This is a genomic window from Streptomyces sp. NPDC007205 (genome assembly GCF_040634095.1).
GTDB lineage: Bacteria > Actinomycetota > Actinomycetes > Streptomycetales > Streptomycetaceae > Streptomyces.
Window position 1 is genome coordinate 1 of record NZ_JBEYEW010000034.1, and the last position, 15,613, is coordinate 15,613.

The following is a 15,613-nucleotide window of genomic DNA, read 5'->3' on the forward strand; positions in this document are numbered from 1 at the left end:
GAGCCGACCGTCGACGGCGACGTCGTGCGGGTCACCGGTCTGGTCGAGAAGCCGGATGCGGCGGACGCCCCGTCGGCCTACGCGGTCATCGGCCGTTATGTCCTCGACCCGCACATCTTCGACATACTCCGCAGGACCGAGCCGGGCCGCGGCGGCGAGATCCAGCTCACCGACGCGCTCCAGCAGCTCGCGACCGACGAGAAGGTCGGCGGCCCGGTGCACGGTGTCGTCTTCAAGGGCCGCCGCTATGACACCGGCGACCGCGGCGACTATCTGCGTGCCATTGTCAGACTCGCGTGCGAACGTGAAGACCTGGGCCCGGACTTCCGGACCTGGCTCCGCAGTTACGTAGCCGAGGAGATGCAGCAATCTTGAGCAGCGCCGCTACCCACCCCGCCGGCCAGGACCAGCTGTGGTCGGTGGACGACCACCTGGAGGACATCCTCTCGACGGTCCGCCCCCTCGAACCCATCGAGCTGCAGCTGCTCGACGCCCAGGGCTGCGTCCTGGTCGACGACGTCACGGTGCCGGTGTCCCTGCCGCCGTTCGACAACAGCTCCATGGACGGGTACGCGGTGCGGGTCGCGGACGTCGCCGGCGCCGGCGAGGAGTTCCCGGCCGTCCTGGAGGTCGTCGGTGACGTCGCGGCGGGCGCCGCCGACCCGGTCCGGGTCGGCCCCGGCCAGGCCGCCCGCATCATGACCGGCGCCCCGTTGCCGCCGGGCGCCGAGGCCGTCGTGCCGGTGGAGTGGACCGACGGCGGACTCGGCGAGGGCCCGGTGAGCGGCATGCGGGCGCGCAGCCTCGCCCCCGAGGGCGCCGAGGGGCACGTGCGCGTGCACCGCCCCGCCGAGGCACGCGCGCACGTGCGCGCCAAGGGCAGCGACGTGAAGGCCGGCGACCGCGCCCTGGAGGCCGGGACGATCCTCGGCCCGCCGCAGATCGCGCTGCTGGCCGCGATCGGCCGCGGGACGGTACGCGTGCGCCCGCGCCCGCGCGTGGTCGTCGTGTCCACCGGCAGCGAACTCGTCCAGCCCGGCGAGGAACTGGCCGGCGGCCAGATCTACGACTCCAACAGCTTCGCCCTGACCGCGGCCGCGCGGGACGCCGGCGCCATCGCGTACCGGGTGGGTGCCGTCGCCGACGACGCCGAGACCCTCCGCTCCACCATCGAGGACCAGCTCGTCCGCGCCGACCTGCTGGTGACCACGGGCGGGGTGAGCGTCGGGGCGTACGACGTGGTCAAGGAGGCGCTGTCGTACGCCCGTGACGAGGACGAGGCGGGCAGCGGCGTGGAGTTCCGCAAGCTCGCCATGCAGCCCGGCAAGCCCCAGGGGTTCGGCTCCATCGGCCCCGACCACACGCCGCTGCTGGCCCTGCCGGGCAACCCCGTGTCGTCGTACGTCTCCTTCGAGCTGTTCGTCCGTCCCGCCATCCGCGCCCTGATGGGCCTCCCGGACGTGCACCGGCCCCGTGTCCGCGCCACCCTGAAAGCGGACAAGGCGCTGCACTCGCCCCAGGGGCGCCGGCAGTTCCTGCGCGGTGCCTACGGCGACGGCCAGGTGAGCCCCGTGGGCGGCACCGGCTCGCACCTGATCGCCGCGCTGGCGCGCGCCGACGCGCTGATCGTCGTCCCCGAGGACGTCGAGTCCGTCGAGCCCGGCGCCGAGGTGGAAGTGGTCCTGCTCGGCTGAGCCCTGCTGGTTGGGGGTACCGTGTCGCGCACAGCAGGCCCGTGCACCGCACTGTGACGGGCCCGGACCGGGAGCGGCACACAGCATGACTGAGTCTTTCCGGGGGGAGACCTCCGGACCGCCTGTGCAGGACGGACTGACGCACATCGACGAGGCGGGCGCGGCCCGCATGGTCGACGTGTCCGAGAAGGACGTGACCGCGCGCACCGCCCGCGCCAGCGGCCGTGTCCTCGTCTCACCCCGCGTGGTCGAGCTGCTACGCGGCGAGGGGATGCCCAAGGGGGACGCACTCGCCACCGCGCGTATCGCCGGCATCATGGGCGCCAAGCGCACCCCGGATCTGATCCCGCTGTGCCACCCGTTGTCGGTGTCCGGTGTGAAACTGGATCTGTCGGTCGCGGACGACGCCGTGGAGATCCGGGCCACCGTGAAGACGACGGACCGCACGGGCGTCGAGATGGAGGCCCTCACCGCCGTGACGGTCGCCGCGCTCACCGTGATCGACATGGTCAAGGCGGTCGACAAGGGAGCGGTCATCACGGACGTACGCGTGGAGGAGAAGACGGGCGGCAAGTCGGGCGACTGGAGCCGGGCATGACCTACCGCGCTCTGGTGGTCACCGCCTCCAACAGGGCCGCCGCGGGCGTCTACGAGGACAAGGGCGGCCCCTTGATCGCCGACGGCCTGAAGGGCTTCGGGTTCGACGTCGACGGCCCTCAGGTCGTCCCGGACGGGGATCCCGTGGCGGCGGCCCTGCGCGCCGGAGCCGACGCCGGTTACGACGTCATCGTCACCACCGGCGGCACCGGGATCTCGCCCACCGACCGCACGCCCGAGGCGACCCGCGCGGTGATCGACCACGAGGTGCCGGGCATCGCGGAGGCCATCCGGGCGTTCGGACGGGAGAAGGTTCCCACCGCGGCGCTCTCGCGGGGCCTGGCCGGGGTGGCGGGACGGACCCTGATCGTCAATCTGCCGGGCTCCACGGGCGGGGTGAAGGACGGCCTCGCCGTGCTGGAGCCTCTGCTGGTGCACGCCGTCGACCAGATCCGCGGCGGCGACCACCCCAGACCCAACAGCGGGGGTGCGAGCTGAACAGCCCTTCCTGGCCCGTCGTGCTGGCGGACGGCGATGTCGTCCTCCGTCCGATAAAGCTGCGCGACCAGCGGGCCTGGCGCGAGGTGAACCGGCGCAACCGGGACTGGCTGCGCCCCTGGGAGGCGACCATTCCGCCGCCCACGCCGAGCGGGCCGATCGCGCACCGGCCGACCTACCGCCAGATGGTCCGGCACCTGCGCTCCGAGGCCCACGCGAGCCGGATGCTGCCGTTCGTCATCGAGTACCAGGGGCGGCTCGTCGGCCAGTTGACGGTCGCCGGGATCACCTGGGGGTCGATGTGCTCGGGGCACATCGGCTACTGGGTGGACGAGGCCGTGGCCGGACGCGGGGTGATGCCGACGGCCGTCGCCCTCGTGGTGGACCACTGTTTCCGTATGGTCGGACTGCACCGCATCGAGGTCTGCATTCGCCCCGAGAACCGGCCCAGCCGCCGGGTCGTGGAGAAACTCGGTTTCCGCGAGGAGGGGCTCCGGCCGCGTTATCTGCACATCGACGGGGCCTGGCGCGATCATCTGGTGTTCGCGCTCACCGCGGAAGAGGTGCCCGACGGGTTGCTCGCGCGGTGGCAGCGGGCACGCTCCCAGGAGCTGCGGCAGAAACCCCAGAGCACAGGAAATTGAATATGTGTTCGAAATTGATCGGGTGTTGACCGCCTCGGATGCGTCGAAATTCGGTCCCGAGGCGGTCGGCTGATCGCATCGGTCGCAAAAGAAGCTGGAAATATCAGCCAGATCGTGCGACACACCGGCCCAATTGGCGGATGGCCTCACGCAAACCCCTCTACGGTGTGAGACGTGAGCAGCAGCGGCCTCATCTACGCAGTCATTGTCGGGGCCTGGGCCGCCTACTTGGTGCCGATGTGGCTCCGTAGGCAGGACGAGCTGAACGAGGCCCGTCCGACGGAACGCTTCAGCACCGCCATCCGGCTGCTGTCCGGACGGGCGGGAATGGAGCGCCGGTACGCCAAGGACCTGCGGGCGCGCTCCACCGAGGAGGGGGAGCCGGGCGCCGGCGACCCGGACGCCGTCACCGACTCGGTGGACGTCCGGGCCTTCGCCATGCCTCCGACCCGCCGTCAGGTGCACGCCGACGCCGAACCCGACGTGCCCGCGAAGGCGGAACCGGCACGCGAGCAGGCCGCCGGCCCGGCACCCAAGCACGCGTCCACGCACGCGTCCACGCACGCGTCCGGCGCCGTGCCCCCCTCCAGAACCGCTCCCGCGTCCGGGACCGCGCACGCACCGGGCTCCGTGCCCGCGCAGAAGCGGGTGCCGGCCGCGCGGCGTGCACCCTCCGCGCAGGCGGCCGCGGCGCGCGCCCAGCGCTCGAAGGTCCTCGCGCGCCGTCGGCGCACCACTGTGGTGCTCTTCCTTGCCTTCACGCTCGGCGCCATCGTCGCCGCCGTCGGCGGGTTCACCTTCCTGTGGGCGCCCGCCGCACCGGCCGTGCTGCTCAGCGCATACATCGCCTATCTGCGCTCCCAGGAGCGCCGGCGCTTCGCGTATCAGATGGACCGCCGGCGCGCCGAGGACGCGGCCCAGCGGCTGCGGGAGCGCCAGCCGCGTCGGCGCGCACCCGTGGAGGCGCGCCCCGGCGCGGAGGAAACGGAGGAGGCCCCTCAGGCCGAGACGGACACCGGGCTCGCCGCGCTCGCCGCGGACCGGCGCGCCCTGGTCGAGCAGACGGACCATGCCGAGTGGGTCGACCAGCAGCGCGAGCGACAGCGGCGGCCCGGGGGGGACAGCTGGGACCCGGTGCCGGTACCCCTGCCGACGTACGTGACCGCGCCGGTCGCGCCGCGTGCCACGTCCGACGTGGATCTGGGGGCGCCCGGCACATGGAGTTCGGCGCGCTCCAGCTCGGTCGCTCCGGAGCACGAGTCGAGCCACGCGCCGCAGGCCGGGGCGGCCGAGCCGGCGCCCGCGGCCGAGGGCAAGCCGGCCGGCGGTCGCAGCGACGCGCGCCGTGCGGCCTCCGCGCGCCGTGCGCGCGAGCGTGGCGGCACGCCGCTCTTCGACCAGTACGAGGACGGCGACCGTCCGCGCGCCGCCAACGAGTGACGGCCGCCACACCGCTGGAAGGCGTGCTGACCAGTCAGGGAACGGATTTCCAAGCACCCCGATCGGGGTGCTAAAGTTTCACTCGTTGCAAGGGCCTGTGGCGCAGTCCGGTAGCGCACCTCGTTCGCATCGAGGGGGCCAGGGGTTCAAATCCCCTCAGGTCCACGCAGCATGAAGCCCCGGCCGACGGAAGTCGGCCGGGGCTTCATCGTCTTCACAGCCGCTTCGCGAAGCAGCGGCTCTCCTCGTGGTGACGGTAGTAGCCGAACTTGGCGCACGGCTCGTAACCGCTGGAGGTGTACAGGGCGATGGCCTCCGGCTGCCTGGAGCCCGTCTCCAGGACCATGCGGACCCGGCCGGCCATGCGGGCGTCCTCCTCCAGCTCCGCCAGGATCCGGCGGGCCAGGCCCCGGCCGCGCATCTCGGCTATGACGAACATGCGCTTCAGCTCGGCGTCGCCGTCCAGGTTGCCCTCCTCGTTGCGGTCCCGGCTGCGCCAGCCGCCGGTCGCCACGGGCCGGTCGAACTCGTCGTACGCGATCAGATAGACGCCGCGGGGCGGGTCGAAGTCCGCCGTGTCGAGGACGGTGGCGTCGCCGTCGTCGCCGTAACGCTCGGCGTACTCGGCCTGGACCTCGTCGTTGAGTTTGACGGCGTCGGGGTGATCGAAACGAACACGACGTATATTCATGCTGGGCATCGTACTTCTATGCGGGAATGGGGGGCCGGGCTTTCGGGGCCCCGACCAGTGTGCCGGTATCGTGCCCTGGTGCTGACTGTGACCTCGGTGAACGTGAACGGACTGCGAGCTGCCGCCAAGAAGGGCTTCGCGGAGTGGCTCGCGCAGACCTCCGCGGACGTCGTCTGCCTGCAGGAGGTGCGCGCCGAGCCGCACCAGCTGCCCGAGGAGGTGCGGCAGCCCGCCGGCTGGCACGTCGTGCACGCCCCGGCAGCCGCCAAGGGCCGCGCGGGTGTCTCCCTCTACACCCGGCGTGAGCCCGACCGCGTCCGCGTCGGTTTCGGCTCGGCCGAGTTCGACGGCAGCGGCCGCTACGTCGAGGCCGACCTGCCCGGCGTCACCGTCGCCTCCCTCTATCTGCCCTCCGGCGAGGTCGGCACCGAGCGGCAGGACGAGAAGGTCCGCTTCATGGGCGAGTTCCTCGGCCACCTCAAGGAACTGCGCGAGCGGGCCGCCGCCGACGGCCGCGAGGTGGTCGTGTGCGGCGACTGGAACATCGCCCACCAGCAGGCCGACCTCAAGAACTGGCGCGGCAACACCAAGAACTCCGGTTTCCTCCCCGAGGAGCGCGAGTGGCTCGGCCGGGTGTTCGCCGCCGAGGAGGGCGGCTACGTCGACGTCGTACGGGCCCTGCACCCGGACGTCGAGGGCCCGTACACCTGGTGGTCGTACCGGGGGCGGGCATTCGACAACGACTCCGGATGGCGCATCGACTACCACGTCACCACGCCCGGTCTCGCCGGCAAGGCCGTCAAGGGCTTCGTCGAGCGCGCGGCCACGCACGCCGAGCGCTGGTCCGACCACGCGCCGGTGACCGTCGTCTACGACCTCTAGTCCCGCTTGCTGATCCGCCGGTCCAGCGCCAGGGACAGTTCCGCCTCCACCACGCTGCGGGCCAGCGGGCGCAGACGGTGGAGGTCCTCCTGGGGGGCGTGCCGGAGGATCAGGTCGGTGAAGAGCTCGGCCAGCGCGTCGGCGTGTTCGCGGACGCGGGCGGCGGCCGTGAGCACCTCGCCGAGCGGGATGCCCTCACGGACCAGCGCGGAGGAGACGTCCAGCAGACGGCGGCTGATGTGGACGATCTCGTCGCCGTCGGTGCCGAGATAACCCAGTTCCAGGGCGGCGGCGAGGTTCTCGGGGGTGACCTCGCCCTCGAAGCGGGCGGCGAGTTCCTCAGGGGTGAGGCGGACCGGCTCCTCCTCGCTCGGGGGACCGACGCCGAGGAGGTCGGCGACGTTCCGGCCCTGGTCGAGGGCCTCCGCGAGTTCCGCGATGCCGTTCAGGGTGTGGCCGCGCTCCAGCAGGGCGGCGATGGTGCGCAGGCGGGCCAGGTGGTGGTCGTCGTACCAGGCTATCCGGCCCTCGCGGCGGGGCGGCGGGATCAGCTTGCGCTCGCGGTAGAAGCGCAGGGTGCGCACGGTGATGCCGGCGAGCCGCGCCAGCTCCTCCATGCGGTACTCGCGGCCGGCTTCCTTGTGTTCTGCGTCCTCTGCCACGCCCGCAGCCTATGGTGTACCGCCGGTAACTTCCCTCTCCCGACCCCTACCGCTCGGTACGGAGCTGCTCTACAGTCCCATTGCGCCAGTGTTCACTGGCGGAGTTCCTGGGTTCCTAGGTGATGCGTGGAGGCTTCGTCGATGGCCGAGCACGAGCATGTACGGGTGGCGGTGATCGGGTCCGGTTTCGGCGGGCTGGGGGCCGCCGTGCGGCTGCGCCGCGAAGGGATCACCGACTTCGTCGTCCTGGAGCGGGCGGACAGCGTCGGCGGCACCTGGCGGGACAACAGCTACCCCGGGTGCGCCTGTGACGTGCCCTCCCACCTGTACTCCTTCTCCTTCGCCCCCAACCCCGACTGGCCGCGCACCTTCTCCGGGCAGCGGCACATCCGCGCCTACCTGGAGCACGTCACCGACCTGTTCGGACTGCGCCCGCACCTCCGCTTCGGCTCCGAGGTCAAGCTGATGGCCTGGGATGCCGAGAACCTGCGGTGGGAGATCGAGACCGCGCGGGGCACGCTCACCGCCGACGTCGTCGTCTCCGCCACCGGGCCGCTGTCCGACCCGAAGACCCCCGAGATCCCGGGCCTCGAGTCCTTCCCGGGCAAGGTGTTCCACTCCGCCCGCTGGGACCACGACTACGACCTGCGCGGCAAGCGCGTCGCCATGGTCGGCACCGGTGCCTCCGCCATCCAGATCGTGCCGTCCATCCAGCCGCAGGTCGGCCGGCTCACCCTCTTCCAGCGCACCCCGCCCTGGGTCATGCCCCGCATCGACCGCGCCATCAGCGGCGCCGAGCGCCGGCTGCACCGGTCGGTGCCCTTCACCACCCAGCTCAGGCGCGGCCTGCTGTGGGGCATCCGGGAGCTGCAGGTCCAGGCGTTCACCAAGCACCCCGACGAACTCGGACTCGTCGAGCGGCTCGCCAAGCGCAACATGGCCCGCGCCATCAAGGACCCGGCCCTGCGCGCCAAGCTCACCCCCGACTACCGCATCGGCTGCAAGCGGATCCTGCTGTCCAGCACGTACTACCCGGCGCTGGCCAAACCGAATGTGGACGTCGTCGCCGGCGGGCTCAGCGAGATCCGCGGCTCGACCGCCGTCGCGGCCGACGGCACCGAGGCCGAGGTCGACGCGATCATCTTCGGTACGGGCTTCCACGTCACGGACATGCCGATCGCCGAGCGGGTGATCGGGGCCGAGGGCATCACGCTCGCCGAGTCCTGGAAGAACGGCATGCGGGCGCTGCGCGGGGCCACGGCCGCCGGGTTCCCCAACTGGATGACGATCATCGGGCCCAACACCGGCCTCGGGAACTCCTCCATGATCCTCATGATCGAGTCCCAGCTGAACTACATGGCCGACTATCTGCGCCAACTGGACGTCCTGGGGGTCTCCCCAGGCCCTCAAGGCACTGGGGGAGGCCGTACGGCCCTCGACGCCCGGCCCGCGGCCGTCGAGGACTGGAACCACAAGGTCCAGGAACGCATGAAACGCACCGTGTGGAACACCGGCGGCTGCACCAGCTGGTACCTGGACGCGAGCGGCCGCAACACCACCGTCTGGCCCGGTACGACCTCCGAGTTCCGGCGGGCGACCCGGCGGGTGGACCTGGGGGAGTACGAGGTCATCCGCACGCCGGCAGCAGTGCCCGGGAAGCGGAGCGAGGCCGTCGCATGAGCCGCCGCGCCTCCGCCACCTCCGTCACCTCCGGCCCCTACGCCCCGCCCGCCCCCTCCCGTGAACTCACCGTCTTCTCCGCCGACGGCGCGCGGCTGCACGTCGAGGTGCACGGCCCCGAGGACGCGCCCCCCGTCGTCCTCTCCCACGGCTGGACCTGCTCGACCGCCTTCTGGGCGGTGCAGATACGGGACCTGGCGGCCGACCACCGGGTGATCGCGTACGACCAGAGGGGGCACGGGCGCAGTCCCGCGAGCCCCGCGTGCACGACCCGCGCGCTGGCGGACGACCTGGAAGCGGTGCTCGCGCAGACGCTCGCGCGCGGGGAGAAGGCGCTGATCGTCGGCCACTCCATGGGCGGGATGACGGTCATGGCCGCGGCCACGCGCCCCCGGTTCCGTGAGCACGCCGCCGCCGTCCTGCTGTGCAGCACCGGCAGCTCGCGGCTGGTCGCGGAGTCGCGGGTGGTGCCGTTGCGCGCCGGGCGTGTGCGCACCTGGATCACCGGGCGCGTACTCGGCTCACGCGCCCCGCTCGGACCGGTCACGCCGGTCGCGAAGAGCATCCTCAAGTACGCGACCATGGGCGCCGGTTCCGCCCCGCACATGGTGGAGGCGTGCGCACGGATCGTGCACGCCTGCCCGCGCGCCGTGCGCCACGCCTGGGCCGGTGTACTGGAGGCGCTCGATCTCGACCACGGCGTACGGGAGTTGCACGCGCCCACCGCGGTGGTGCACGGCGCGTCCGACCGGCTCACGCCCCCGGTGCACGCCCGTGCGCTGGTCGCGGCGCTGCCGCACTGCGTCGGCCTCACCGAGCTGGCCGGCGTCGGCCACATGACCCCCATCGAGGCTCCCGGCCCGGTGATCGGCAGGATCCGGGAACTCGTCACCACGTACGTCACCGTCACCGGAACCGGCCCCGACGCCGAGCACGCCGAGCACGTCGAGCACCGTTCCACGCCGGCGCAGATCAAGGAGGGCGCATGAGCAGGGTCAGTCTCGAAGGGCAGGTCGCGGTCGTCACCGGGGCGGCGCGCGGGGTCGGTGAGCTGCTGGCGCGCAAGCTCTCCGCGCGCGGCGCGAAGGTCGCGCTGGTCGGACTGGAGGAGGAGGCGCTCAAGGAGGTCTCCGCGCGCCTGCACAGCGACAGCGCCCACTGGTATGCCGACGTCACCGACCACGAGACGATGAGCCGGGTCGCGCAGGAGGTGAAGGCGCGGTTCGGGAAGGTCGACATCGTGGTGGCCAACGCCGGTGTGGCGACGGGCGGTCCGTTCGCCGACTCCGATCCGCAGGCGTGGCGGCGCGTGATCGAGGTCAACCTGATCGGTTCGGCGGTGACCGCGCGGGCGTTCCTGCCGGTGCTCGTGGAGAGCCGGGGCTATCTGCTGCAGATCGCCTCGCTCGCCGCGATCACCCCGGCGCCGATGATGACGGCGTACTGCGCGTCCAAGTCGGGCGTGGAGGCGTACGCGCACAGTCTGCGCGCCGAGGTCGGCTACCAGGGCGTGCGCGTCGGCGTCGGGTACCTCTCCTGGACCGACACCGACATGGTGCGCGGCGCCGACCAGGACGAGGTCATGCGGGAGTTGCGGCAGCGGCTGCCGTGGCCGTCCAACAAGACGTATCCGCTGGGGCCGGCGGTGGACCGGATCGTCGCCGGGATCGAGCGGCGCTCGGCGCATGTGTACGGGCAGTGGTGGCTGCGCGGCATGCAGGGCGTGCGCGGATATCTGCCGGCGCTCATCGGGACGGTCGGGCAGCGCGAGATGAAGCGGTTCGCGCCGCGTCTGCAGGGGATGCGCTCGGGACTCGTGGGCGCGGGCGGAGCGGCCGACGAAGCGGCCCGCGCTACGCCCCGTAACTGATCCACATGCATACCGTGGTCGGCCGTGTGAATCTGGGTGAGGCCCCACAGAGGGGCCGATTCCCCACCTCACCCACTACGGGAGTGAACCCACATGGGTATGAAGGACAAGGCCAACGAGTGGCAGGAACAGGGCAAGCAGAAGATCGGTCAGGCCCGGGAGCGGGCCGGCCAGCAGCCCCAGCGCGGCCAGCAGCAGCCGCAGCGCGGCCAGCAGCAGCCCGAGCGTGGCCAGCAGCAGCCCCAGCGTGGTCAGCAGCAGCCGCCGCAGCGCGGTCGTGAGAACATGCGCGACATCGAGGACACGGAAGCGGAGATGGAAGACCGCTTCGACCGGGACTACGACGCGTAGTCGCTGGGCTCGGCTTCGGCCGGTTCGCGTGGGGCGCCCTTCTTCACGGAGGGCGCCCTGCGCTTTGCGCATCTCCCCCAACGCCCAAGCTCCCTCCACGCCCAAGCTCCCTCCACGCCCAAGCTCCCTCCACACGCCCCAAACTCCCCCCGCGCCCCTTCATGGCTTGAAGCGTGGGGGGAGCTTGGGCCGGGACCGGTCGGGGACCTCGCTGTAGTCGGGGGGAATGGCCGCCGGGTTGGACTCCAGGAGTTCCAGAGCGAGCTGGACCGCGTCGTCGAGTTGGGCGTGGCGCCCCTCCGCCCAGTCCAGGGGGGTGCGCAGGATCTCCAGGTCGGGAGCGACGCCGTGGTTCTCCACGGACCAGCCGTAGGCGTCGAACCAGGCCGCGTTCATCGGCACCGTGATGACCGTGCCGTCGCCCAGCCGGTGGCGGCCGGTCATGCCGACCACGCCGCCCCAGGTGCGCTGCCCGACCACCGGGCCGAGCTTCAGCAGCTTGAAGGCGGCCGTGATCATGTCGCCGTCGGAGGAGGTCGCCTCGTCGGCGAGGGCCACGACCGGACCCCGCGGCGCGTTCGAGGTGTACGACACCGGTTGCGCGTCCCGTGTCAGGTCCCAGCCCAGGATCGTCCGGGTCAGCTTCTCGATGACGAGTTCGCTGATGTGCCCGCCCGCGTTGCCGCGCACGTCCACGATCAGGGCCGGCCGGGACACCTCCATGCGCAGGTCGCGGTTGAACTGGGCCCAGCCGGAGCCGCCCATGTCGGGGATGTGCAGGTAGCCGCACTTGCCGCCGCTCAACTCCCGGACGACGTCCCGGCGTTTGGCCACCCAGTCCTGGTAGCGCAGCGGCCGTTCGTCGATCAGCGGGACGACCGCGACCCGGCGGGCCCGGCCCGGCTGTCCTTCCGGCGGGGTGAACGTCAGCTCCACGGTCGTACCCCCGGAGCCGGCGAGGAGCGGATACGGCCCTGTCACCGGGTCCACCGGGCGGCCGTCGACGTGGGTGAGGACCGCACCCTCGCGGATGCCCGTGCCGGCCAGCGGTGAGCGGGCCTTGGAGTCGGAGGAGTCGCCGGGCAGGATGCGTCTGACGATCCAGCCCTCCTCGCGGTGTGCGAAGTTGGCGCCGAGGAGGCCCTGCCAGCGCTGGTAGTGGGGCGGGCCCTCGTTGCGGCGGGCGGCGGTGACGTAGGCGTGCGAGGTGCCCAGTTCGCCGAGGACCTCCCGCAGCAGATCGGCGAACTCGTCGGGGGAGGCGACGCGTTCGACGAGGGGGCGGTACTGGTCGAGCACCGCCTCCCAGTCGATGCCGCTCATGCCCGGGTCCCAGAAGTAGGCGCGGATGATCCGTCCGGCCTCGTCGTAGGCCTGACGCCACTCGGCGGGCGGGTCGACCGCGTGGAGGAGGCGCCGCAGGTCGATCCAGACGGTCGTGTCGCTGTCGCCCAGCTCCGTGGAGGGGACCGCGCGCAGGTCGCCCTCGTCGACGACGACCAGGCGGGTGCCGTCGCCGCTGACCGCGAACCAGTCCAGGTGGTCGACCAGTTCGGACTTCTTCGCCTTGGTGATGTTGAAGTACTCCAGGGTCGGGCGGCCGCTGATGTCGGAGGGGTTGGCGAAGGTCTCGCCGAGCGCGCCGGAGATCGGCCAGCGCAGCCAGACCAGGCCGCCGCCGGCGACCGGGTGCAGCGCGGAGTACTTGGAGGCGATGACCGGGAACGGCGTGACCCGCATCGCCAGGCCCTCCACCTCCACGGTCACCGTGCCGGCCTCGCCCGTCTCCTCGTCCTCGACCGGGTCGAGCCCGCCGGCCGCCGGACGGCCCTCGGGGTTCAGGGCGAAGGGGGAGGGGGTCGCCGAGTTCAGCGGGACGAGGTACGGGCGGCAGCCGAGCGGGAAGGACAGGTCGCCGGTGTGGACGTCGTAGACCGGGTCGAAGCCGCGCCAGGAGAGGAAGGCGAGGTAACGGCCGTCGCGGGTGAAGACGGGGTTCTCGTCCTCGAAACGGCCGTTGGTCACGTCCACGACCAGCCGGTCCTTGATGCGGGCCAGCTTGATCTGGCGCAGCGAGCGGCCGATGCCCGGGTGGGACCAGGCGAGCCAGGCGCCGTCCGGCGAGAAGGCGAGGTCGCGGACGGGACCGTTGACGGAACGGATCAGCTCGGTGACCCGGCCTCCGGCGGATTGCGAGGGTCCGGTGCCCTGGTCTCCGGCGGCGGCTGCGCTTACGTCGCCCTGTTCGCCGGTGTCTGCAGCGGTTCCGGTGTCTGCTGCGGTGCCGGTGCCTTGTTCGCCGGTGTCTGCTGCGGTGCCGGTGCCCGGTCCGGTTCCGGAACCCTGTTCATCGGCACTCGCTGCGGCCCCGGTGCCCTCGCCGTCGCTGCTTTCGGCGCCCTGACCGCCGTCCTCGGCCTCCTTGCCCTCGGCCTCCCCGCCCCCGTCCTCCCTCCCCCCGGCCTCGCCGCCCGCGCCCTCGCCGCCCTCGGCCTCCCCGCCCTCCTCCCCCACATCGATCAGCAGCAGCCGCCCGTCATGCGAAGCGATCGCCAGCCGTTCGCCCAGGGGGTCGGAGACCATTTCCAGGACCCGGCCCAGTGCGCCGGAGGCGAGCCGGCGGGGAGCGCGGTCGCCGGTCGCGCGGGGGAGCTGGGCGATCTCGACGGCGTCCTCGCCCTCGGCGTCCGTCACATAGGCCACCTGGCCGGTCGTGCCCAGCATCTCCGGCAGCCGCACCCGCACCCCGGGTGTGTCGGTGATCGTACGGGCGGGGCCGTCGCGGTGGGTGAGCCAGTACAGGCTGCCGCGTACGACGACGGCGCTGGCCCGGCCGGTGTCGTCCACGGAGATGCCGTCGACGTTCTGCGCGGCCGGCACCTGGTAGCGGCGGCGCCCGGTGGCCGGTCCGCTCAGGCGGATGTCCAGCTTGCGGGGTACGGCGTCCGGGGAGAAGTCGGCCACGAGCCACAGGTCGCCCGCGCACTGGTAGACCACGCGGCTGCCGTCGCTGGAGGCGTGCCGGGCGTAGAAGGCGTCGTGGTCGGTGTGGCGGCGCAGGTCGGTGCCGTCGGGGGCGCAGGAGTAGAGGTTGCCGACGCCCTCGTGGTCGGAGAGGAAGGCGATCCGGCCGGCGACGAACATGGGGCAGGCCAGATGGCCGCCGATGTCGGGCAGGAGACGTTGTCCGTGCAGCCAGAGTCGGCCGGTGGCGCCGCCGCGGTAGCGCTTCCAGGAGGCCGGTTCGTGCGGCGGGGTGCCGGTGAGCAGCAGGGTCTTGTGCTGTCCGTCGATGTCGGCGACCTGGATGTCGGAGACCGGGCCCCAGGGCAGTTTGCGGCCCGGTTCGCCGTCGGTGGACACCTTGTAGGCCCAGGTGAAGTAGGAGAAGGGCTCGCCGTGGGAGGCGACGGCCAGGATGTCGGTGTTGCCTTCCGTGTCGGGGGGTGTCCATCCGCAGACCTGGGTGTCGGTGCTGCCCCAGTACGTCAGCTGCCGCGCGGGGCCGCCGTCGACGCTCACGAGGTGGATCTCGGGCACGAGGCTGCGCCAGGACGTGTACGCGATGTGGCGGCCGTCGGGCGAGAAACGCGGGTGCCCGTCCTTCGTACGGTCCACCGTGAGCCGCCAGGCCCGGCCGGGGGTGTCGAGGGGGGCCAGCCACAGGTCGTCCTCGGCCACGAAGCACAGGAGGTCGCCGCTGAGGTGGGGGAAGCGCAGATAGCTCACCTCCCCATGCTTTTCCGCGCGCGGGGGCGCAGCAACTTATGCGTCCTTCACGGCCGTGACCCAGCACACGTACGAAACTGTTTCGTTTCGAAGTCTCTCAGGGTATCTTCATGGTGTACGAAGCAGCAGGGACCGGAGCGGAAGGTGAGTGGCATGACCGAGGTCGCATCCAAGGGCGCGGCGTCAGCCGCTCCGGGGGAGCCGGTGCCCGCACCGGCGCGTCGCAGCCGGATCACGCCCGAGCGCGAGGCCGAGTTGTACGAGGCCGTGCTCGACCTGCTCCGGGAGGTCGGGTACGACGCCCTCACCATGGACGCCGTCGCCGCCCGCACCCGCTCCAGCAAGGCCACGCTCTACCGCCAGTGGGGCGGCAAGGCCGAGCTGGTGGCGAAGGCGGTGCGGCACAACAAGCCGGGCCGGGCCGGGGAGGTCGACACCGGGTCGCTCAGGGGCGATCTGCACGCCCTCACGCTGGCCTCGGACGACTGCGAGATGGAGCAGAACTCCGCGCTGATGCGCGGACTGGCCATGGCCGTCCACAGCAACCCGGATCTCCTGCGGGCGTTCCGGGACCATCTCATCGAGCCGGAGACGGCGGAGTTCCGTCGCGTGCTGCAACGGGCGATCGACCGGGGTGAGGTCCGTGCGGACAACCCCGCGATCCACTATGTGATGCACATGATGATCGGCGGGTTCGCCGCCCGCACGATGATCGACGAGCAGCCGCCGACGCAGTCCTTCCTCCTGTCGTACATCGACGCCGTGGTCCTCCCCGCCCTCGGCGTCCCGACCGCCTGATCTCTACCTGATCTCTACCTGATCACTGCCTGATCACCAGCTGCTCGCCAGCTGAACCCTCTCCCCAGCAAGCCCAC

Annotated in this window: 15 protein-coding genes and 1 tRNA gene; 13 read left to right on the forward strand and 3 right to left on the reverse strand. The window is 71.9% G+C overall.

Features of this window, described 5'->3' with window-relative positions:
- From ABZ624_RS34425 to ABZ624_RS34455, 7 genes are all read left to right on the forward strand, one after another.
- Positions 1–375, forward strand: a 375-nt coding sequence (locus ABZ624_RS34425) for a sugar phosphate nucleotidyltransferase (RefSeq protein WP_360098114.1), incomplete at its 5' end; no start/stop codon positions are given.
- Complete coding sequence (gene glp / locus ABZ624_RS34430) at positions 372–1,694, forward strand: gephyrin-like molybdotransferase Glp (protein WP_360098116.1); 1,323 nt, start codon at positions 372–374, stop codon at positions 1,692–1,694. The genes ABZ624_RS34425 and glp, both read left to right, overlap by 4 nt.
- Positions 1,695–1,779: 85 nt before the next feature.
- Positions 1,780–2,292 carry a cyclic pyranopterin monophosphate synthase MoaC gene (gene moaC / locus ABZ624_RS34435; protein WP_360098118.1) on the forward strand — a complete coding sequence of 171 codons (513 nt, stop codon included), beginning with the start codon at positions 1,780–1,782 and terminating at the stop codon, positions 2,290–2,292.
- A complete protein-coding gene (locus ABZ624_RS34440) occupies positions 2,289–2,789 on the forward strand; it encodes a MogA/MoaB family molybdenum cofactor biosynthesis protein (protein ID WP_360098120.1) in 501 nt (166 codons plus the stop codon). The genes moaC and ABZ624_RS34440 overlap by 4 nt, the downstream gene beginning before the upstream one ends.
- Before the next feature lie 20 nt (positions 2,790–2,809).
- Positions 2,810–3,433: a GNAT family protein gene (locus ABZ624_RS34445; RefSeq protein WP_360098122.1), complete on the forward strand. Its 624-nt coding sequence runs from the start codon at positions 2,810–2,812 to the stop codon at positions 3,431–3,433.
- A gap of 174 nt (positions 3,434–3,607) precedes the next feature.
- Positions 3,608–4,873 (forward strand): gephyrin-like molybdotransferase receptor GlpR, encoded by a 1,266-nt coding sequence (glpR, locus tag ABZ624_RS34450; protein ID WP_360098124.1) that lies wholly within the window; start codon positions 3,608–3,610, stop codon positions 4,871–4,873.
- Between the two features lie 91 nt (positions 4,874–4,964).
- Positions 4,965–5,038 (forward strand) — tRNA-Ala (locus ABZ624_RS34455).
- 49 nt (positions 5,039–5,087) lie between these two features.
- On the opposite strand, the gene ABZ624_RS34460 is transcribed toward ABZ624_RS34455, so the two are convergent.
- Positions 5,088–5,564, reverse strand: coding sequence for a GNAT family N-acetyltransferase (locus ABZ624_RS34460; RefSeq protein WP_360098126.1), 477 nt, complete (start codon positions 5,562–5,564; stop codon positions 5,088–5,090).
- A gap of 78 nt (positions 5,565–5,642) precedes the next feature.
- On the opposite strand from ABZ624_RS34460, the gene ABZ624_RS34465 reads away from it, so the two are divergent.
- Positions 5,643–6,446, forward strand: coding sequence for an exodeoxyribonuclease III (locus ABZ624_RS34465; protein ID WP_360098128.1), 804 nt, complete (start codon positions 5,643–5,645; stop codon positions 6,444–6,446).
- Here ABZ624_RS34465 and ABZ624_RS34470 read toward each other — a convergent pair.
- Positions 6,443–7,063, reverse strand: coding sequence for a MerR family transcriptional regulator (locus ABZ624_RS34470; protein ID WP_360098230.1), 621 nt, complete (start codon positions 7,061–7,063; stop codon positions 6,443–6,445). The two genes, ABZ624_RS34465 and ABZ624_RS34470, sit on opposite strands and share 4 nt — an antisense overlap.
- Before the next feature lie 186 nt (positions 7,064–7,249).
- On the opposite strand from ABZ624_RS34470, the gene ABZ624_RS34475 reads away from it, so the two are divergent.
- The 4 genes from ABZ624_RS34475 to ABZ624_RS34490 all read left to right on the forward strand — a co-directional run bounded on the left by ABZ624_RS34475 (position 7,250) and on the right by ABZ624_RS34490 (position 11,009).
- Entirely contained in the window at positions 7,250–8,788 is a 1,539-nt protein-coding gene (locus ABZ624_RS34475; RefSeq protein ID WP_360098130.1) for an NAD(P)/FAD-dependent oxidoreductase, read from the forward strand.
- The gene (locus ABZ624_RS34480) at positions 8,785–9,777 is read left to right on the forward strand and encodes an alpha/beta hydrolase (RefSeq protein ID WP_360098132.1); all 993 of its coding nucleotides are present in this window, start codon (positions 8,785–8,787) and stop codon (positions 9,775–9,777) included. The genes ABZ624_RS34475 and ABZ624_RS34480 overlap by 4 nt, the downstream gene beginning before the upstream one ends.
- Positions 9,774–10,658, forward strand: coding sequence for an SDR family oxidoreductase (locus ABZ624_RS34485; protein WP_360098134.1), 885 nt, complete (start codon positions 9,774–9,776; stop codon positions 10,656–10,658). Before ABZ624_RS34480 ends, ABZ624_RS34485 begins: the two co-directional genes overlap by 4 nt.
- Before the next feature lie 93 nt (positions 10,659–10,751).
- Positions 10,752–11,009: a hypothetical protein gene (locus tag ABZ624_RS34490; protein ID WP_360098136.1), complete on the forward strand. Its 258-nt coding sequence runs from the start codon at positions 10,752–10,754 to the stop codon at positions 11,007–11,009.
- Between the two features lie 159 nt (positions 11,010–11,168).
- On the opposite strand, the gene ABZ624_RS34495 is transcribed toward ABZ624_RS34490, so the two are convergent.
- The gene (locus ABZ624_RS34495; RefSeq protein WP_360098138.1) at positions 11,169–14,738 is read right to left on the reverse strand and encodes a S41 family peptidase; all 3,570 of its coding nucleotides are present in this window, start codon (positions 14,736–14,738) and stop codon (positions 11,169–11,171) included.
- A 153-nt stretch (positions 14,739–14,891) separates the two neighbouring features.
- Here ABZ624_RS34495 and ABZ624_RS34500 point away from each other — a divergent pair, with 153 nt between their 5' ends.
- Entirely contained in the window at positions 14,892–15,536 is a 645-nt protein-coding gene (locus ABZ624_RS34500) for a TetR/AcrR family transcriptional regulator (protein ID WP_360098140.1), read from the forward strand.
- The last annotated feature ends 77 nt before the right edge of the window (positions 15,537–15,613 follow it).

Coding starts and splice junctions, on each gene's coding strand:
- moaC (WP_360098118.1), top strand. CDS start 1,780: ATGACTGAGTCTTTCCGGGGGGAGACCTCCGGACCGCCTGTGCAGGAC.
- ABZ624_RS34440 (WP_360098120.1), top strand. CDS start 2,289: ATGACCTACCGCGCTCTGGTGGTCACCGCCTCCAACAGGGCCGCCGCG.
- ABZ624_RS34460 (WP_360098126.1), bottom strand. CDS start 5,564: ATGAATATACGTCGTGTTCGTTTCGATCACCCCGACGCCGTCAAACTC.
- ABZ624_RS34470 (WP_360098230.1), bottom strand. CDS start 7,063: ATGGAGGAGCTGGCGCGGCTCGCCGGCATCACCGTGCGCACCCTGCGC.
- ABZ624_RS34475 (WP_360098130.1), top strand. CDS start 7,250: ATGGCCGAGCACGAGCATGTACGGGTGGCGGTGATCGGGTCCGGTTTC.
- ABZ624_RS34480 (WP_360098132.1), top strand. CDS start 8,785: ATGAGCCGCCGCGCCTCCGCCACCTCCGTCACCTCCGGCCCCTACGCC.
- ABZ624_RS34485 (WP_360098134.1), top strand. CDS start 9,774: ATGAGCAGGGTCAGTCTCGAAGGGCAGGTCGCGGTCGTCACCGGGGCG.
- ABZ624_RS34490 (WP_360098136.1), top strand. CDS start 10,752: ATGGGTATGAAGGACAAGGCCAACGAGTGGCAGGAACAGGGCAAGCAG.
- ABZ624_RS34500 (WP_360098140.1), top strand. CDS start 14,892: ATGACCGAGGTCGCATCCAAGGGCGCGGCGTCAGCCGCTCCGGGGGAG.